General features: G+C 66.7%; 13 protein-coding genes and 1 pseudogene. 8 read left to right on the top strand and 6 right to left on the bottom strand.

Annotated features, from left to right (window positions below; genetic code table 11):
• Window positions 1-43: 43 nt before the first annotated feature.
• Complete coding sequence (locus tag LOC56_RS02770) at window positions 44-1,015, bottom strand: SGNH/GDSL hydrolase family protein (protein WP_229950236.1); 972 nt, start codon at window positions 1,013-1,015, stop codon at window positions 44-46.
• A 253-nt stretch (window positions 1,016-1,268) separates the two neighbouring features.
• Between LOC56_RS02770 and paaZ the strand changes: the two genes are divergently transcribed.
• Window positions 1,269-3,344 (top strand): phenylacetic acid degradation bifunctional protein PaaZ, encoded by a 2,076-nt coding sequence (gene paaZ, locus LOC56_RS02765; protein ID WP_229950234.1) that lies wholly within the window; start codon window positions 1,269-1,271, stop codon window positions 3,342-3,344.
• A gap of 31 nt (window positions 3,345-3,375) precedes the next feature.
• Here paaZ and LOC56_RS02760 read toward each other — a convergent pair whose 3' ends face one another.
• Entirely contained in the window at window positions 3,376-3,927 is a 552-nt protein-coding gene (locus LOC56_RS02760) for a CGNR zinc finger domain-containing protein (RefSeq protein ID WP_229950232.1), read from the bottom strand.
• A gap of 305 nt (window positions 3,928-4,232) precedes the next feature.
• Here LOC56_RS02760 and LOC56_RS02755 point away from each other — a divergent pair, with 305 nt between their 5' ends.
• On the top strand, window positions 4,233-5,540 hold the full coding sequence (locus LOC56_RS02755) for an MFS transporter (protein ID WP_229950230.1): 1,308 nt from the start codon (window positions 4,233-4,235) through the stop codon (window positions 5,538-5,540).
• Between the two features lie 19 nt (window positions 5,541-5,559).
• Here LOC56_RS02755 and LOC56_RS02750 read toward each other — a convergent pair whose 3' ends face one another.
• The 3 genes from LOC56_RS02750 to LOC56_RS02740 are packed head-to-tail and all read right to left on the bottom strand — an operon-like array spanning window position 5,560 to window position 8,131.
• Entirely contained in the window at window positions 5,560-6,258 is a 699-nt protein-coding gene (locus LOC56_RS02750) for a TetR/AcrR family transcriptional regulator (RefSeq protein ID WP_229950228.1), read from the bottom strand.
• A gap of 29 nt (window positions 6,259-6,287) precedes the next feature.
• The gene (paaK, locus tag LOC56_RS02745; RefSeq protein WP_229950226.1) at window positions 6,288-7,640 is read right to left on the bottom strand and encodes a phenylacetate--CoA ligase PaaK; all 1,353 of its coding nucleotides are present in this window, start codon (window positions 7,638-7,640) and stop codon (window positions 6,288-6,290) included.
• Window positions 7,637-8,131: a hotdog fold thioesterase gene (locus LOC56_RS02740; protein WP_229950224.1), complete on the bottom strand. Its 495-nt coding sequence runs from the start codon at window positions 8,129-8,131 to the stop codon at window positions 7,637-7,639. The genes paaK and LOC56_RS02740 overlap by 4 nt, the downstream gene beginning before the upstream one ends.
• Window positions 8,132-8,282: 151 nt before the next feature.
• Here LOC56_RS02740 and LOC56_RS02735 point away from each other — a divergent pair.
• The 6 genes and pseudogenes from LOC56_RS02735 to LOC56_RS02710 all read left to right on the top strand — a co-directional run.
• Window positions 8,283-8,945, top strand: a pseudogene (locus LOC56_RS02735) (VTT domain-containing protein); the annotation flags it as partial.
• Between the two features lie 616 nt (window positions 8,946-9,561).
• Window positions 9,562-10,863 (top strand): ABC transporter substrate-binding protein, encoded by a 1,302-nt coding sequence (locus LOC56_RS02730; protein ID WP_229950223.1) that lies wholly within the window; start codon window positions 9,562-9,564, stop codon window positions 10,861-10,863.
• 91 nt (window positions 10,864-10,954) lie between these two features.
• Window positions 10,955-11,914: a carbohydrate ABC transporter permease gene (locus LOC56_RS02725; protein WP_229950221.1), complete on the top strand. Its 960-nt coding sequence runs from the start codon at window positions 10,955-10,957 to the stop codon at window positions 11,912-11,914.
• Window positions 11,911-12,855: a carbohydrate ABC transporter permease gene (locus LOC56_RS02720; RefSeq protein ID WP_229950219.1), complete on the top strand. Its 945-nt coding sequence runs from the start codon at window positions 11,911-11,913 to the stop codon at window positions 12,853-12,855. Before LOC56_RS02725 ends, LOC56_RS02720 begins: the two co-directional genes overlap by 4 nt.
• Before the next feature lie 2 nt (window positions 12,856-12,857).
• Window positions 12,858-14,324 (top strand): GH1 family beta-glucosidase, encoded by a 1,467-nt coding sequence (locus LOC56_RS02715; RefSeq protein ID WP_442860051.1) that lies wholly within the window; start codon window positions 12,858-12,860, stop codon window positions 14,322-14,324.
• Window positions 14,321-15,373 (top strand): LacI family DNA-binding transcriptional regulator, encoded by a 1,053-nt coding sequence (locus LOC56_RS02710; protein ID WP_229950216.1) that lies wholly within the window; start codon window positions 14,321-14,323, stop codon window positions 15,371-15,373. The genes LOC56_RS02715 and LOC56_RS02710 overlap by 4 nt, the downstream gene beginning before the upstream one ends.
• 137 nt (window positions 15,374-15,510) lie before the next feature.
• On the opposite strand, the gene LOC56_RS02705 is transcribed toward LOC56_RS02710, so the two are convergent.
• On the bottom strand, window positions 15,511-17,688 hold the full coding sequence (locus LOC56_RS02705; protein ID WP_229950214.1) for a S9 family peptidase: 2,178 nt from the start codon (window positions 17,686-17,688) through the stop codon (window positions 15,511-15,513).
• Between the last annotated feature and the right edge of the window lie 137 nt (window positions 17,689-17,825).

The raw sequence follows: 17,825 nt of genomic DNA, 5'->3' as shown, positions 1-17,825 counted from the left end.
GCCGCCGGCGAAGGCCAGGCGGGGAGGGCCGCCAACGCTGCGTCTAGCGCCGTCCGCGGCAGCCGACTCCGAACTCGCTGCCCGCGTCTTCGAGGATGGCGGCGGTGTAGCCCTCGCGGTACCCCGTTTCCGTGGGGTGCAGGTCCAACTGGCCGCCCTCGAAGATGATCCAGGGATCGGCGGAACCGACACCGTGCCCGGCGAACTCGTCCACGACATCCACGAACACCCCGCTGTCCGGAACCTGATCGGCGATGACCGCGTTCAAGGCGTCGGTTCCCTTGTTCAGGAGGGTCTGCGCCTCGGTGCTGATCGGTCCGGGGGTTCCGGCTTCAAACAGGTACGGATACCCGGTCACCACCAGGGTCGCCCTCGGAGCCAGTCCCGTGATCCGGGCAAACTCCGCTGCCAGCTGCGGTGCCAGGACGGTCTGTGCGTAAGCGGCAGCGGAGTCGATGGCGGGGGCGCAGGTGGCCGGCAGCTGCGGCCCGGCACAGGCGAGTATCACGGAAGCGAACCGGAGGTCATCGCCGCCGATGGTCACCGTGACGGTGTCCGTCCTTCGATTCAGCAGACCCCGGGCAGCGGCGTCGTCAATCTGCTCGGGAAGGTCCACCGGAGCGTCGAGCGGGGTGATGAGGGCAGTGGCGCCCGAACAGGTGACATTACCGTCCAGCTCCACCCGGTCCAGGGCGTCCAGAAGCGCGGGGTAGCCCTGCGCGGTGCGGCGGCACGCATCAAGCTCGGGTCCGCCGCCGACGCCGGAGGCATAGGAATCGCCGAACGCGACGTAGTCGACACTGCGGTTCCCCTGACCGTGCCCGTGCCCGCCGCCGTGCCCGCCGTGTCTGCCGCCGTGTTCGTGACCGCCGCGGTGCTCGAGGGAATGCCCGCTGCGGGAATCGGGTCCAGAGTTGCCGCCGGCGCTCGCCGGGGCAGCACCTCCGGCCAGGAGGGCAGCGGTAGCCAGGGTCAGGACAGCCAGACGGCGGAGAGACAGCGGTTTGGGGCTCATCATCGTGCTCCTTAGTGGCTGGTACAACATTGCTCAGGGGCAAGAGTCTGTCGCAGCGGATTTCCCGCGGCAACAGCAGACCCGGCCATTGGGTGCGCGGGCAGGCTATCCGCCGCAGCAGGGCGCCAACGGGTGTGTTCCTCCTAGCTTTCGGCTACGCTGGCGATATACCGACCGCATGGTCAGTAATCCGGCGGCAAGGATGCCTGCCGGAGGACGGCTGCGGTTTCTTCCCGTTTCGAAAGGCACCGAAATGACGGCCACCGCCATCGACGTCGAAACCGTTCCCAGCTACGTTCGGGGGTCCTGGTGGACACCGGATCCCGCCGGAATCCGCGGCACCGAAGTGCACGATGCCAGCACCGGTGAGCTGCTTGCGCTGGTCAGCAGCGAGGGTCTGGACACCGCCGCCGTCGTCGACTATGCCCGAACCGCAGGGCAGGCCGAACTGGGTAAATCCACTTTCCACCAGCGGGCCCTGCTCCTCAAGGAACTCGCAATGCACCTCAATGCGCAGCGTGAGGAGCTCTACGCCGTCTCCGCCCGCAGCGGCGCCACTCGGACGGACTCGCTGGTGGACATTGACGGCGGGATCGGAGTCCTGTTTGCCTACGGTTCCAAGGGCCGCCGGGAACTGCCGAACTCCACCGTGATCGTCGACGGCGCCGTGGAACAGCTCGCCAAGGACGGCTCATTCCTGGGTGAGCACATCTATACCCGGATCCCGGGCGTTGCGGTGCAGATCAACGCCTTCAACTTCCCGGTCTGGGGCATGCTGGAAAAACTGGCTCCGGCGTTCCTCGCCGGGGTGCCGAGCATCGTCAAACCCGCCACCCCCACGGGGTACATCACGGCGGCGGCCGTCCGGATGATCGTGGACTCGGGCATTCTTCCGGCCGGATCGCTGCAGCTGATTTCCGGTTCCGCGCGGGACCTTCCGGACCACCTCGATTACCGGGACATGGTCTCCTTCACCGGCTCGGCCTCCACCGCCGAACGCCTGCGCGCCCATCCGCAGATCGCCGTCGGCGGTGTCCGTTTCACGGCGGAAACGGATTCACTGAACGCGGCACTCCTGGGTCCGGACGCCGTTCCGGGCACCCCCGAGTTCGACGCCTTCATCCGCTCGCTGGTCACCGAGATCACGGCCAAGGCCGGCCAGAAATGCACCGCAATCCGCCGCGTTATTGTTCCGGCCGGGCTGGTCAATGATGTGGTTTCCGCCGCCGGGGAGCGCATCCGCGGGCGCGTGGTCCTGGGCGATCCGCGCGCGGACAACGTAACGATGGGTGCCCTGGCCTCCCGGGAGCAGCTCGACGGCGTCCGGGAGGCGGTGCAGCGGATGCTCGCGGCCGGCGCGCAGCTGGCGCTGGGATCGCTGGACACCCCCGACGTCGTGCGCGCCGACGGAAGCGAGGGAACCGCGCCGGACGGTGCCTTTATGGAGCCGCTGCTGCTGACCTGGCCGGACAGCGACGCGGATGCCCTGCACACTATCGAAGCCTTCGGGCCCGTGGCCTCGGTGGTGGGCTACACCGACGTCGCCGACGCCGTCCGGCTGGCCGCGCGGGGCGGAGGGTCGCTGGTGGCAACCGTCTGCACCAATGACCCGGACGTCGCCCGCGAAGTGCTTACCGGCATCGCCGGACACCACGGGCGGGTATTGTTCCTGAACCGCGAAGACGCCCGCTCCTCCACCGGGCACGGCTCGCCGGTGCCCCACCTGGTGCACGGCGGGCCGGGCCGTGCCGGCGGCGGCGAGGAACTAGGCGGCATCCGCGCGGTGCGGCACTACATGCAGCGCACGGCGGTGCAGGGCTCGCCCAACATGCTCACGAGCCTCACCGGTATCTGGCATCCGGGCGCCGACCGGCGGTTCGACGCCGGACATCCGTTCCGTAAGCCGCTCAGTGAGCTGCGGGTGGGCGACGCCGTCCGGTCGGACCTGCGGAAGGTCACCCTCGAGGACATCGCCGCGTTCGCGGAGACCACGGGGGACACGTTCTATGCCCACACGGACGCTGCAGCGGCGGCGGCGAATCCGTTCTTCCCGGGCATCGTGGCGCACGGCTACCTGCTGCTGTCCTGGGGTGCGGGCCTGTTCGTGGATCCGGCGCCGGGGCCGGTGCTGGCCAATTACGGACTGGAAAACCTGCGGTTTCTGACCCCGGTGGCTGCGGGGGACTCCATCCGGGTGACGCTGACCGCCAAAAAGATCACGCCGCGTGAAACGGACGAGTACGGCGAGGTTGCCTGGGATGCCGTGCTGACCAACCAGAACGACGAACTGGTGGCCACCTACGATGTGCTGACCCTGGTGGAGAAGTAAGTCCCCGAAGGTGTCGGGGTAGGAGTCGGGGCTAGGTATTCCGCTTTCGGTAGGCCTGCATCTTGGTGCGTGCGCCGCAGATCTCCATGGCGCACCAGGTTCCGCCGCGGTTGCGCGAACTATCGAAGAAGACCCAGCGGCAGACGTCCCGCCGGCACGCTTTCAGGCGCCGCAGCTGGGCCGGATCGGCATGGACCAGTACGGCTCCGATGTGGGCGAGTGCCGTGCGCACGGGAGGCTGGGGCGCCGGCTCGACGCGCGGCACCCCTCCGGAGACCGCGACCCGAACGGGCAGCTGCTTCAGCGCACGGTCCAGGCACTGCAAGCCGTCGACGACGGCGGGTGGCGGCGTGCGGTGCGGGTGCCCGCCGTCGTCGTCCGCGCCTCCCGGGTGCCCGCCGTCGTGGTGGGTGAGGAAGAGGGAACGCAGCCCCTCCCTAAGATCGAGCGCCAAGGCAAGATCGTCGGTCGTAGCCGGGGTGCCTGCCTCGACCAGCCCGTAGCCGGCCAGCCAGTCCGCCAGATCAACAGGGTTGCCCAGGGCGTCCTCCCCGGCCTCCCGGTCAGCAGTATTGACGAACACTTGGAGGAGTCGCAGGGGAGCAGGGGCCGGCGCCCGCCCGCCCGGCTCCGGGTATCCGCTGTCCGAAGGGAGCCGCCCTTCAAAAGAGTTACCGCTCATAGCTGTTTGCCGGTAACGTATGCCGGAGCAGCAGAAAAGTACAGGCCGACGGGGGACCCAGCTATGCACGCATCAGCTCGATTGCGGGTTTCGGGGCCCCGCGGCGGCCTGGCGCGATTCCGCACCGTAGTGAGTCTCCGTATCCGGCACATGCCTTCATTATTGCCCGTCACGCCTGCAGTCGCCGTACAGCCGGCGGCCGCGGCATGAAGGACCACAGCTGGGTGCTGCTGCGCACCGACCGCAGTTTCCGCCGCTACTGGCTGGGGCAGGGTGCTGCCAGTGCCGGGGCCCAGGTCACCGGCATCGCGATCCCGCTGGTCACAGCCATCGCCCTCGATGCCGGCCCGGCAGCGGTCAGCCTTGTCGCCGCGGCCGGCACCCTGCCGTACCTGCTGTTCTCGCTGGTGGCCGGCCATCTCCTGCAGGGGAGGGACCAGCGACGGTCCATGGTGGCCGCCGATATTGCCCAATGCGTGCTCCTGGCGCAGATTCCCCTGGCCTGGGCAGGGGGATGGCTCAGCGTCCCCCTGCTGGCAGCAGTCACCTTCCTCAGCGGCTGCTGCGCCCTGATCTTCGGGTTATCGGCCTTCGCCTTTGTCCCCGCCCTCGTTGCGGACCAGGACCTCGCGCCGGCCAACCGAGCCGTCCAAGCCACCCGGACCGTCACGGAAATCAGCGGCCCGGGGCTAGCCGGTCTGCTGGTCTCGGCGGTGGGTGCTCCCGGCGCCTTGATCGCCACCATGCTTGGACATCTGGCTTCCGCTGCGGGAGTGGTTTCGAGCCGCCCCCGGGAACAACATTCCGTAGCGGCGGCCCCGTCGCCGACGGCCTCGATGCCCGCGGGGGAGGAGAACCCGAACGCGGTTCCGGGCTCAGCCCCGGGCAAACGGCCCACGCTCCTCACCGGACTGCGGATCCTGTTCGGTGACCGCCATCTGCGTGCCTTGACCGTCCATGCGGCCACCTACAACGCGGCCGAACAAATCCTGATGCTGAACCTGATTCTCTGGGCGGTGCAGCAGCAGGACGTCGGTGTTGGTGCGTACGGCCTGGCGCTGGCCGGAGCCGGTGTCGGCGGCCTGCTCGGCACCCTGACAGCACTCCGCCTGGCCGACAAAGCAGGCCTGGGTCCGGCCTTCGCCGTTTCGCTTGTGCTGTCCTGCGCGGTGCCGCTGCTGCTGCCGGTCTGGCCGGTCACCGGGTGGACTCTGGCAGCTGTCATTGCCGCCGTCATGCTGCTGCGCGGTATCGGCGAGGGTAACGCCAATATCTACTCCCTGACGATGCGCCAGCAGCTCATTCCACGGGAGGAGCTCACGCGCTCCGCCGGTGCCTATACCCAGGTGATGTACGGCTCGATCCCTCTGGGTGCCCTGCTTGCCGGCGTCGTCGGCGCAACGCTGGGGGTCCGCGCCGGCGTCCTGATCGGCGCCTTGGGGCTGGTGCTCTCCGCGGTTCCGATGCTCACCCCCGCCTTCCTGCGGCTCCGCGCCGTCCCGGCCGCGGCCTAACGTCCCGCGGGGCACCGGGTCAGACCCGGCGCGTATGCAGCCCGTCAAAAACCATGGTGATGATGTTGTCCGCGAGTTTCTGTGCGGGCAGCGGGCCGCCGGGTTTGTACCATTCCACAATCGAGTTGATCGTGCCGAACAGCAGGCGCGTGGTGGTGCGCGGATCAATGTCGCTGCGTACCGACCCCTCACTGCGGGCGGCGTCCACGAGTCCCGCCACCCGGTGGTCAAACTCGCGGCGCCGGGCCAGGGCGCTGCGTTCAACGTCGGTGTTGCCCCGCAGCCGCAGCAGCAGTGTGACGAACGGCAGCCGCTCGGTCAGCACCTCGATGGTGCCGCGCAGCACGAATTCCAGTCGTGCATCCGCTGCACCGGCCGAAGCCCTCGGATCGTCCAGCACCGCCTCGAGTCCGTCCAGGGCGTGATCCAGTGCCAGGCGCAGCAGGTCACCTTTGGACGGCACATGGTGGTAGATCGCGGACTTCGTGATGCCCAGGTTTTCCGCCAGGATTCCCATGGACGTGGCTTCGTAGCCGTGCCGGTTGAAGACATCCACGGCCACGTTCAGTACTGTCTGCTGGTCGTATCCCGGCCTGCCGCGGCGCGGGCCGGACGCCGGGCTGGACGCAGGCTCGGACACGGGGTCGGTCTGCTCCGGTTCAGTATCGGCAGCGGAAACGGGAGCAGGTTCGGAGGAGGCTCCGGCGGCGGCAGGCATGGCGCTATTTTCCCACGTCAACGGGGAGTTCACCGCGCGGAGGAGGTATCGGCGCCGCGGCGCAGGTCATAGATCCGGCGCAGCTTGCCGCTGGAGCGTGCCAGCGTCCCGGGGTCGACCACCTCAACGACGCAGGAGGAGCCGACATGGATCTTGATCTGCGCGGCGAGCTCCAATGCCGCCGCCGCGGAGTCGGGCGTCGTGGCATCCTCACGGCGCTCGATCCGGACCGTGAGCTCATCCATGCGTGCCGGGCGGGTGATTTCGAGCTGGAAGTGCGGGCTCAGGGCCGGGATGCGCAGGGCGATTTCCTCGATCTGGGTGGGGAAGAGATTGACGCCGCGCAGGATGATCATGTCGTCGCTGCGGCCGGTGATGCGTCCCATCCTGCGCATGGAGGGCCGGGCCGTGCCGGGCAGCAGGCGGGTGAGGTCATGGGTCCGGTAGCGGATGATCGGCAGCGCTTCCTTGGTCAGGGAGGTGAAAACCAGCTCGCCTGGTTCGCCGTCGCCCAGGACCCGGGTGTCATCAAACGGGTCGATGATCTCCGGCCGGAAGTGGTCCTCCCAGATGTGGGCTCCGTCCTTGCTCTCCACACACTCGCCGGCCACGCCCGGGCCCATGACTTCCGAGAGTCCGTAAATGTCACACGCATCCAGATCCATCAGCGTTTCGAGTTCGTGCCGCATTTCCTCGGTCCACGGCTCGGCGCCGAGGACGGCGTTCTTCAGTGAAGTGGACCGGGGATCGATGCCGGCGGCTGCCATGGCGTCGGCGATGGCCAGCAGATAGGTAGGCGTGCAAAGGATGGTGTCCGGTTCGAAGTCCATGATGAGCTGGACCTGCCGCTCCGTCTGCCCGCCGGACACGGGGATCACCGTGCAGCCGAGCCGCTCCGCACCGAAGTGCGCTCCCAAGCCACCGGTGAAGAGCCCGTAGCCGTAGGCGTTGTGCACCTTGTATCCCTGCCGCACTCCGGAGGCACGCAGCGAACGGGCCACCAAAGAGCTCCAGCGCTCCAGGTCCCCGGCTGTGTAGCCGACGACGGTGGGCCGCCCCGTGGTTCCGGAGGAGGCGTGGATGCGGGCCACCTGCTGCTGAGGGACTGCGAACATGCCAAACGGATACGTCGAGCGCAGGTCCTCCTTCGTGGTGTACGGGAACCGTTCCAGATCGCTCAGTTCCCGCAGATCGGAGGGGTGCACACCGGCGTCGTCGAACTTGCGCCGGTACAGGGGAACCCGATCGTACGCGTAGGCAAGGGTCTGCTTCAGGCGTGTCAACTGGAGGGCCTCCAGCTCGTCCCGGCTCATAAGTTCCTCAGGGTCCAATGTCGAGGGATCGGCTGCGGTGGACTTGAGCGGAGCGGGGGTGGCTTTCATGCGCGGCTTTCGGTGGGGGCGCCGGACGGTGTCAGGGCGGGGTTGGGGATGGTGCGCGAGCGTCCACGGAAAAGGGCGACGACGACGGCGGTCCCGTCGGGACGTTCGGACCGCACCTCTATGTCGTACACGCCGCTGCGGCCGTTGCCGGCGCGGTGCTCGGCGGAAGCAGTCAGTCGGTCACCCGCCGTGACCGGAGCCAGGAACGTGATGTCGGCGCCGGCGGCCACCGTGATGTGGTCCCGTTTCCGGGCAGGCCCGCCGCCTTCCGGATTGCAGGCCAGGGCGAAGGCTGTGTCGGCAAAGGCGAAGACCATCCCGCCGTGGCCGATGCCGAAACCGTTGACCATCTGCGGGCGGAGAAGCATCGAAATGCGTGCCGTGCCGGGGCCGACCGCCACGACTTCGATGCCCATCCATGCCGAGGCGGCGTCGTCGACCAGGAGGGGATGGGCGCGGTACGTGTCCCGGGGGACCTCGGTGTCAGCCATGGAACCTCTTTTCTTTACCGAATGTTCATTAGGTAATCCCGCCGGGCGTTCGGCTGTCAAGGATCCCGACCGTTGCGGTCAGCAGACCGATCCCCGGCTGAACTTGCAGACAGCCGGGGATCGGCCGGAGGCCGTGGCGTACCCTAGTGAGGTGACTCTCTCTGCGGCCACAGCCGTTTCCGGTCCTGTCCGCCCTCCAACTTCTTCCCTTTTGCCTGAGTGGCTGGACCCCCAGGTATTCCTTGCCGACCCGGCCCTTGGACCGTGGGTGGTCCTGATGGTCTGCGGCATCGTGTTTGCCGAAACCGGACTGCTGATCGGCTTCTTCCTGCCGGGGGATTCCCTGCTGTTCACCGCGGGACTCCTGGTGGCTACGGGCACCATCGACATCAACGTGTGGCTGCTTGCGGTCCTGGTCTTCATCAGTGCCTTCGTAGGCGACCAGACCGGCTATTACATCGGCAGGAAGGCCGGCCCCGCCGTCTTCAACCGGCCGGACAGTAGGCTCTTCAAACGGGAGAACGTAAAGCGCGCCCAGGTGTTCTTTGATCGCCACGGCGGCAAAGCCGTGATCCTGGCCCGGTTCGTGCCTGTGGTCCGGACCTTTACCCCGGTGGTGGCCGGCGTTGCCCAGATGAACTACAAGGCGTTCGTTTCGTTCAATGCGGTGGGCGCGTTCGTCTGGGGCGTCGGTGTGACCCTCTTGGGTTACGTGCTCGGTGACCGGGTGCCCTTTGTCCGGGAAAACCTGGACCTGATCTTCGTGGCTGTGGTGGTGCTCTCCGTGATCCCGATTGTCATTGAGGTTCTGCGCCAGTCCCACAAGGCCGTCACCAAGGACGATGACGAGGAGGACGACGGCGAGGAGGGCGGCGCTGGCGCCGCTGCTCCCGCTCCCGCAGCCGGATCGGAGCGCAATGCCGACGCCGCCCGAGCTGCTGACGCCGGCCGCAACGCCGACACCGCCCGAGCTGACGCCGGCCGCTCCACCGGTCCCGCGGAAGGCCGCCGCGTCACCGCACCGAAGCCAAAGGCGGAAGGCGCGGGCGCGGTCGAGTAGCTGTTGAACCCGGCTGGAGAATGTCCAGCGCAAGCAGGCCCGGACCGATTGGTCCGGGCCTTTTTGTGTTCGGATTGCTTCCGGCCGCAAGCGGGGAGGTAACGATTGGATAACCGCTGAGGTCCACAACGCGTCGCTGACCTGCGGCTACGTCGTGGAGGCGGCTTTTTCCTGGCGTATGGGAGCGCTCCCACTTGACATGTGATTCAGCGCACATCACGATTGGCTGAGCTTGTGGGAGCGCTCCCACCGTTTTTAGTTGGCCGCCGGTTCGGCAGCAGGGCGCATCCGTAAGGCAGCGGCACGGAATGCGCGGAGGTATCGCGGACACTCGTGCTTCGACACCCGGATTATGACAAAGGAGTCAGCAATGAGTACCAAACCCACTTCCGCCGGCCGTGCACGCCGCGGACCTGCGCTTGCCGCATCCGTTGCAGCCGCAGCCCTTCTCCTGACAGCCTGCGGCGGGGGAGACGAAGGAGCTTCCGAAGGAGGGGACGGCCAGGTCACGCTCAGCATCAGCACCTTCAACGAGTGGGGCTACGAGGAGCTGCTCGAGGAGTACCAGGAGGCGAACCCCAACATCAAGATCGTGCATGACAAGAAGGCCACCTCCAACAATGCCCGGGACAACCTGAACACCAAGCTCGCTGCCGGTTCCGGCCTCTCGGACATCGAGGGCATCGAAGTGGACTGGCTGCCGGAACTCAAGCAGTACCCGGACCAGTTCGCGGACCTGGCCAGCCCCGAGGTGGAAGACCGCTGGCTGGACTGGAAGGTCGAGGGCGCGACCACCGAGGATGGAAAACTGATCGGCTACGGCACCGACGTCGGCCCTCAGGCTATCTGCTACCGCTCGGACCTATTCGCGGCAGCGGGCCTGCCGACGGACCGCGAGGAAGTTGCGGAGCTGCTCGAAGGCGACTGGGACCACTACTTCGAAATCGGCGAACAGTTCACTGCGAAGTCCGACGCCGCCTGGTACGACTCTGCCATGTCCGCCTACCAGGGCATGATCAATCAGGTCGAGAACGCCTACGAGGAAAATGACGGGACGGTCATCGCCACCGAGAACCCGGAGGTGAAGGACATCTACAACCAGGTGCTCGAGAACTCTGTGGACAAGGATCTCTCCGCGCATCTGCAGTTGTGGTCCGATGACTATGAGGCCGGCTTCCAGAGCGGCGCCTTTGCCACCACCTTCTGCCCGGGCTGGATGCTGGGCAGTATCGAGGGCAACGCTGCCGGCGTTGAAGGCTGGGATATCGCCAATGTCTTCCCGGGCGGTGGCGGTAACTGGGGCGGGTCCTACCTGACGGTTCCCACGCAGGGGAAGAACCAGGAAGAGGCCATCAAGCTGGCCCAGTGGCTCACCGCTCCGGAGCAGCAGATCAAGGCATTTGCTTCCAAGGGCACCTTCCCCAGCCAGGTCGAGGCCTACGAGATGGAAGAGCTGACGGGCTCAACCAACGCGTTCTTCAATGATGCTCCGGTGGGTCAGATCCTGGCCGACCGCGCTGAAGCCGTGACTGTGACGCCGTTCAAGGGGCCGAACTATTTCGCCATCAATGATTCGATGCAGCAGGCGCTGGACCGGGTGGACGTCCTCAAGTCCGACGACCCCGACTCTTCGTGGCAGAAGTTCGTCACCGGAGTAGAAGCGCTCCAGTAGCATCCACAGGCGTCCGGTGCCTGCGGCCGCGTAGAGCGCCGCAGGCACCGGAACCAAACTTCGATTCCCCTTGGACGTTAGGAAGATAGCCATGGCTGTCACCGTCAAGCCGCCGGCAGCGCGGACGCCGGTACGCCGGGTAGGGTTCAGCAGCCGGCTGGCCCGCTGGGACGTCAAAGTCTCCCCGTATCTCTACATTTCACCGTTCTTTATCCTGTTTGCGATTGTCGGGCTGTTCCCGCTGCTCTATACCGGGTGGGTCTCGCTGCATAACTGGAACCTCATCGGCGGCAACCTTGGATTCAGCGGCACGGAGAACTTCACCTTCGTCCTCTCGCAGCCGTACTTCTGGAACGCGGTGGGCAACACCTTCAGCATCTTCCTGATCTCGGCGGTTCCGCAGATCATCCTGGCAATCGGCATTGCCGCCGTCCTGGATGCGAACCTGCGGGCCAAGACGTTCTGGCGCATGGGCGTATTGGTTCCCTATGTGGTTGCCCCGGTGGCAGTGGGCCTGATCTTCGGCAATGTCTTCGCTGACCAGTCCGGCGCCATTAACGGGCTGTTGACGTCTATCGGCCTGGATCCCGTTCCGTGGCACTCCAACACCCTGGCGAGCCACGTCGCCATTGCCACCATGGTGGATTTCCGCTGGACCGGCTACAACGCCCTGATCTTCCTGGCTGCCATGCAGGCGGTGCCGCGGGACATGTATGAAGCGGCGATCCTCGACGGCGCCAGCCGCTGGCGGCAGTTCATCTCGGTAACCGTTCCCATGCTTCGGCCCACCATCATCTTCGTGGTCATCACCGCCACCATCGGCGGCCTGCAGATTTTCGACGAGCCGCGTGTCTTTGACGCCTACGGCCTGGGCGGGGCCGACCGGCAGTGGCAGACCCTCACCATGTACATCTGGGAACTCGGCTGGGGGCAGCGCAACCTGGGCCGCGCGTCCGCCGTCGCCTGGCTGTTGTTCGTCATCATCGTGCTCATCGCGGCCCTCAATTTCCTCATCACCCGCCGCATTGCCTCGCAGGGAGGACGGAAATGACCTCCGTACCCATGGTCGAACAGACAGCCGGGAAACGTGCCGCCGAAACCGCCCGACGCCGTCGGAACCGCGGCGGTGCGCAGCCGCCGCACCCGGCATGGGGCCGCGGGCGGAAGACCGGCGGATACAACCGGCGACCGGGCTTCGTCACCTACGGACTGCTGGGGGCCGTGATCATGGGCTCTGCCCTCCCGATCCTCTGGTCCGTCCTGGTGGCCAGCCATGACAGCACGGCGATCGTCAAGGGAGTTCCGCTGATTCCCGGCGGCAACTTCTTCGCCAACGCGGCCACGGTGCTGGATACCATTCCGTTCTGGAAAGCCCTGGGCAACAGCATCCTTGTTTCCACCGTGACGGCCGCTTCCGTGGTGATCTTCTCCTCCCTGGCCGGTTTCGCCTTCGCGAAGCTGCGCTTCCGTGGCAGCAAGGCACTGCTGGTTTTCGTAGTGGCCACGATGGCCGTACCCACCCAGCTCGGTGTCATTCCGCTGTTTATCGTGATGTCCAAGCTCGGCTGGACCGGGACCATGGGAGCCGTCATCATCCCGGGGCTGGTCACCGCCTTCGGTGTCTTCTGGATGACCCAGTACCTGCAGGACGCGCTGCCGGACGAACTGATCGAAGCCGTACGGATGGACGGCGCCAACATGTGGCAGGCCTTCTGGCATGTGGCCCTGCCGGCAGCACGCCCGGCCGCCGCGATGCTGGCACTGTTCACCTTCGTGGCCACCTGGACCAATTTCTTCTGGCCGTTCATTGTCCTCAATGCGCAGAACCCCACCCTGCCGGTGGCACTGCAGCAACTGCAGTCAGCGCGCTTTGTCGACTACTCAGTGGTCCTGGCCGGCGTGGTGCTCTCCACCATTCCGCTGCTCATCGTCTTCGCCGTCGCCGGGCGGCACCTGGTTGCAGGAATCATGCAGGGAGCGGTTAAGGGATGACCATGAACAACAACGCCTCATTCCCGTCCGGGTTCGTGTGGGGTGCGGCGACCGCCGCCTACCAGGTGGAGGGCGCTGCTTCGGAAGACGGCCGGAAGGATTCCATCTGGGATACTTTCAGCCGCGTTCCCGGCGCAGTGGTGAACGGCGACAACGGGGACATCGCCTGCGACCACTATCACCGGATGGACGACGACGTGGCCCTCATGAAGTCACTGAACCTTGGCTCTTACCGGTTCTCCACCTCCTGGGCACGGATCCGGCCCGACGGCGGTCCGGTCAACGCTGCGGGGCTGGATTTCTACAGCAGACTGACGGATTCGCTGCTCGAGGCCGGGATCCAGCCGTGGCTGACCCTGTACCACTGGGACCTGCCGCAGGCCCTGCAGGACCAGGGCGGCTGGGCCAACCGGGACACTGCGTACCGGTTTGCCGACTATGCCCTCAGCGTCCACGACGTGCTGGGGGACCGGGTGACGGCCTGGACCACCCTGAACGAGCCCTGGTGCTCCGCCTACGTCGGCTACGCCAGCGGCGAGCATGCACCCGGACTGCAGGATCGAAAACTCGCGGTTGCGGCGAACCATCACCTGCTGCTGGCGCATGGACTTGCAGTCCAGGCGCTTAAGGGACGGGACCCAGCCCTGGACACCGGCCTGACCCTGAACTTCACGGTCGCGGATCCCGCCGATCCGCAGAACCCCGACGACGTCGACGCAGCCCGCCGCATCGACGGACAGTTCAACCGGATGTTCGCGGACCCCGTCTTCCACGGGAAGTACCCCGAGGACGTGGTGGCGGATCTGGCTCCCTACGGCTTCGAATCCCACGTCCGGGACGGAGACCTGGCGGTCATCAGTTCCCCCATCGACTTCCTGGGGGTGAATTACTACCACGGTGATGCCTTCACCAAGACCCCGGCGACGGCACCCCTGACGACGGCGGCGCCGTCGGCACGTCCCACGGCCAGCCCGTATCCTGCCGCCGACGGGATCCATGCCGTGCGGCGCGGACTGCCGCAAACGAACATGGGCTGGGAGATCCAGCCCGAGGGGCTTCGGCGGCTGCTGAACCGGTTGCAGCGCGACTACACCGGGCCGGCGGGAGTGCCGCTGTACATTACCGAAAACGGTGCAGCCTTCGACGACGACGTGGTGGCAGACGGGACCGTCCAGGACCTGGATCGCCTCGACTTCATCCGGTCGCATCTGGCAGCAGTGCAGGACGCGGTGGCGGACGGCGTCGACGTCCGCGGCTACTTTGCCTGGTCGCTGATGGACAACTTCGAATGGGCCTGGGGGTACGCCAAGCGGTTCGGGATTGTGCACGTCGATTACGAAACACTGCAGCGCACGCCCAAGGCGAGCGGGCTCTGGTACGCGGAAGCGGCGGCCGCCAATGCCCTGCCCCCGGGCGTGCCGGTGCCGGGCGCCGCAACCCCTGCGTATGTCGTATCGTCGAAACGATGAGCAGCCTTAAGCCCGGGCCCCGGAGCGGGTCGGTGAAACCCCGGCGCAGCAGCCCCACGTTGGAAGACGTGGCGGCGCTGTCCGGGGTTTCCCGCTCGACCGTGTCCCGTGCCATCAACGGAGGTGCCCGGGTTAGTGCCCGGACGCAGGCCGCCATCGACGCGGCGATCGGGGAACTGGGTTTCACACCGAACCGTGCGGCCCGGTCCCTGGCCACCAGCCGTGCCGATTCCATCGCCCTGGTCATCCCGGAGCCGGACGGCCGGGTCCTGGTGGACCCCTTCTTCGCCATGACGCTGAACGGAATCACGGAGGCCCTGAAGGACACCGAAGTGCAACTGGTACTGCTGATTGCCCGCCAGGGGGAGAAAGAAGGGCAGTTCATCCGATACCTGCGCAGCGGCCACGTGGACGGAGCCATCATCGTCTCCCACCACAAAGCCGACGCCCTGGAAACCGAACTGGCGGACGCAACGCTGCCCGCAGTTTTCATCGGCCGGCCCTGGCAGGACCATGCCGGGCTGGCGTTCGTGGATACGGACAACCGGACCGGCGGGCTGCTCGCTGCCCGGCACCTCACGGGCCGCGGCTACCGACGGATCGCCACGGTCACCGGGCCGGCGGACATGACTGCCGCCCAGGACCGGACCGAGGGGTGGCGGCAGGGACTGGCCGAGGCGGGGTTGGAACCGGCCGGCATCGAATCCGGACATTTCACCACCGAGGGCGGGGCAGCCGCCGCCGCCCGGCTGCTCGACGCCGATCCCGGCATTGACGCGATCTTTGCCGCGTCCGATCCGATGGCATTGGGCGTGCTGGAGGTGCTGCGCGGGCGCGGACTGTCCGTGCCCGGCGACGTGGCGCTGGTGGGATATGACAACCACCAGCTCGCATCCTCCAGCACGCCGGGCCTGACCACGGTGGTCAACCCGATGGTCGAGATGGCCCGGCGGGCCGCCGAGATGCTGCTGCGCGAAATCGAGGAGCCCGGTTCACATCTGGAGCACGTCGTCTACCCGCCGGAGCTCGTGGTCCGGGAGTCCGCCTAGGCTACCGGGACATTCTGCCGCCCTTAGCGCCGCGACCCCGCCCTCCATCTCGCAAGCTCGAAGAGGGAACCCTGGTTCGCGGCTGCCTCGCTCGTTCCTCGCTCGGCGATGCGGGCTACGCAGAATGCCCCGTCCGCCTAGGCCGCGTTCTCCCGGCGGGCAGCCGGCAGCAGTTCCCGGGCGCCGAGCGCGGACAGGATAAACGCGTAGTCCCACGCCCGGTCCTTCCAGGCCTCGTACCGGCCCGATGCTCCGCCGTGGCCGCCGTCCATTTCGATCTTCAGGACGATCGGCTCGCTGCCGGTAGTGGTTTCACGCAGCTGCGCCACCCACTTGGCCGGTTCGACGTACAGCACACGGGTGTCGTTGAAGCTCGTGACGGCGGCGATCTGCGGGTAGTCCACGGCCCGGATGTTTTCGTACGGGCTGTACTCCTTCATGTACCGGTAGACCTCCGGATCGGTAATGGGGTTACCCCATTCCTCCCATTCCAGGGCCGACAGCGGCAGGTCCGGATCCAGGATGGTGGTCAGCGCATCCACGAAGGGCACCTGCGCCACGATGGCCCGGTACTTTTCCGGGGCCAGGTTTGCGACGGCGCCCATCAGCAGCCCGCCGGCGGAACCGCCCATCGCGGCGATCCGGTCCGGATCCGCCCAGCCGGAGGCGGCAACCCAGTCCGTGGCATCCACGAAGTCGGTGAAGGTGTTTTTCTTGTTCAGCTTCTTGCCGTTGTCATACCAGGCGCGGCCCATCTCGCCGCCCCCGCGGATGTGCGCCACCACGTAGACGACGCCGCGGTCCAGCAGCGACAGCCGGGCGATGTTGAACGCCGGATCCATGCTCAGTTCGTAGCTGCCGTACGCGTAGACCAGTGCCGGGTTGCTGCCGTCTTTCTGCAGGTCCGCCCGGCGGATGACGGAGAGCGGAATGCGGGTGCCGTCCGCCGCCGTCGCCCATTCCCGCTCGGCCACGTACTCCTCGGAACGGTAACCGCCCTTTACGGGGGTTTCCTTCCGCAGCTCCAGCTCTCCGGTGGCCAGCACATAATCGTAGACGCGCGGCGGCGTGAGGTAGGAGGTGTAGCTGAGGCGGGCGATCGGGGAATCGAACTCGGCGTTGGCCAGGTTGGCCGTGTAGAGCTCTTCGTCGAATGCCGGTTCCACAGGTGCGCCCTGCGCCGGGGTGCCGAGGCCTTCCACGGGCAGGATCTGCACCCGCTCGGTGGTGTCCTTGCGGACCGACACGAGCACATGGGTGCGGGTTACGGCGGCACCGTTGACGCGCACGGTGTCATCGTGGGCAATGACGGTGTCCCAGTGCTGGTCCGCCAGCGGCTTGGCGAACTCTTCTTCGGCGACGAGCGAAAGCATCGAGTTCAGGGCGTTCCGGTTGTGCGTCACCAGGTATTTGCGCGTGCCGTCCAGGGTCAGGGGCTCGGCTTCGTAAAGGATGCGCTCGCTGCGCGGAATCAGCGTGCGCACGGTATCGGTGGGGTCATCGAAGTCCAGGACCCGGTATTCGCTGTACTCGGAACTACTGATGCCGATCAGCAGCTGCCGGCGGTCCGCCGAGAGATCGAAGCCGGTCCACATGGCGATGTCGTCTTCCTGGTAAATGACGACGTCGTCCTCCACCGGGGTGCCGAGCGTGTGGGCCTTGACCTGGTACGGACGCCAGGAATCATCCACCACGGTGTAGAAGACGCGGCGGCCGTCGGGGGAGAAGGCCAGCGAATAAAAAACGTTGGAAATGACGTCCGGCAGCAGGTCCCCGGTGCGCAGGTCCTTGATCCGCAGCGTGAACCGCTCGTCTCCGGCGTTGTCCTCGGAGTACGCCAGCAGGTTGCCGTCTTCGGTGACGGCCAGTCCGCCGAGCGAGAAGAACGGCTTGCCTTCAGCCTCCGCGTTGCCGTCCACGAGGATCTGTTCGCCCGGGACCGGAACGCCGGGGACGACGGCGGGCGGCGTCCAGTCGGCGTCGAGGTTCCCGGTGTCCTGGGCTGCGGTGCGGCAGTGGATGGCGTACTGCTTGCCTTCCTCGGTGCGGGTGTAATACCACCAGCCCTTTTTGCGTGCCGGAACGGACAGGTCCGTTTCCTCGGTGCGGTTCTTGATCTCGTTGAAGATCTCGCCGCGCAGCTGTTCCTGGTCTGCCGTCATTGCCGCGGAGTAGGCGTTCTCTGCCTTGAGGTGTTCCACCACCTCCGGGTTTTCCTTCTCCCGGAGCCACTCATAGTTGTCAATGAACGTGTCACCGTGGCGGGTGCGTTCGGTGGGGACTTTCTTGGCAACCGGAGGCTGGGGAGTAGTCATGCTTCGAATATATCCATCCCGGCGGCGGCGTCGAAGGACCGCGCTGGCGTTATGCTCGCGGCTTAGCCGCGGGCGGGCTTAGTGCGGGTTCCGGGCCGGCTCCGTGCCGGCTCAGTGCCGGCTCAGTGCCGGCCGGG

Origin of the sequence: Arthrobacter sp. zg-Y179 (assembly GCF_020907345.1) — a bacterium.
GTDB lineage: Bacteria > Actinomycetota > Actinomycetes > Actinomycetales > Micrococcaceae > Arthrobacter_B > Arthrobacter_B jinronghuae.
The sequence above is the reverse complement of the archived record's forward strand: the minus strand, read 5'-3'. Positions and strand labels throughout refer to the sequence as shown.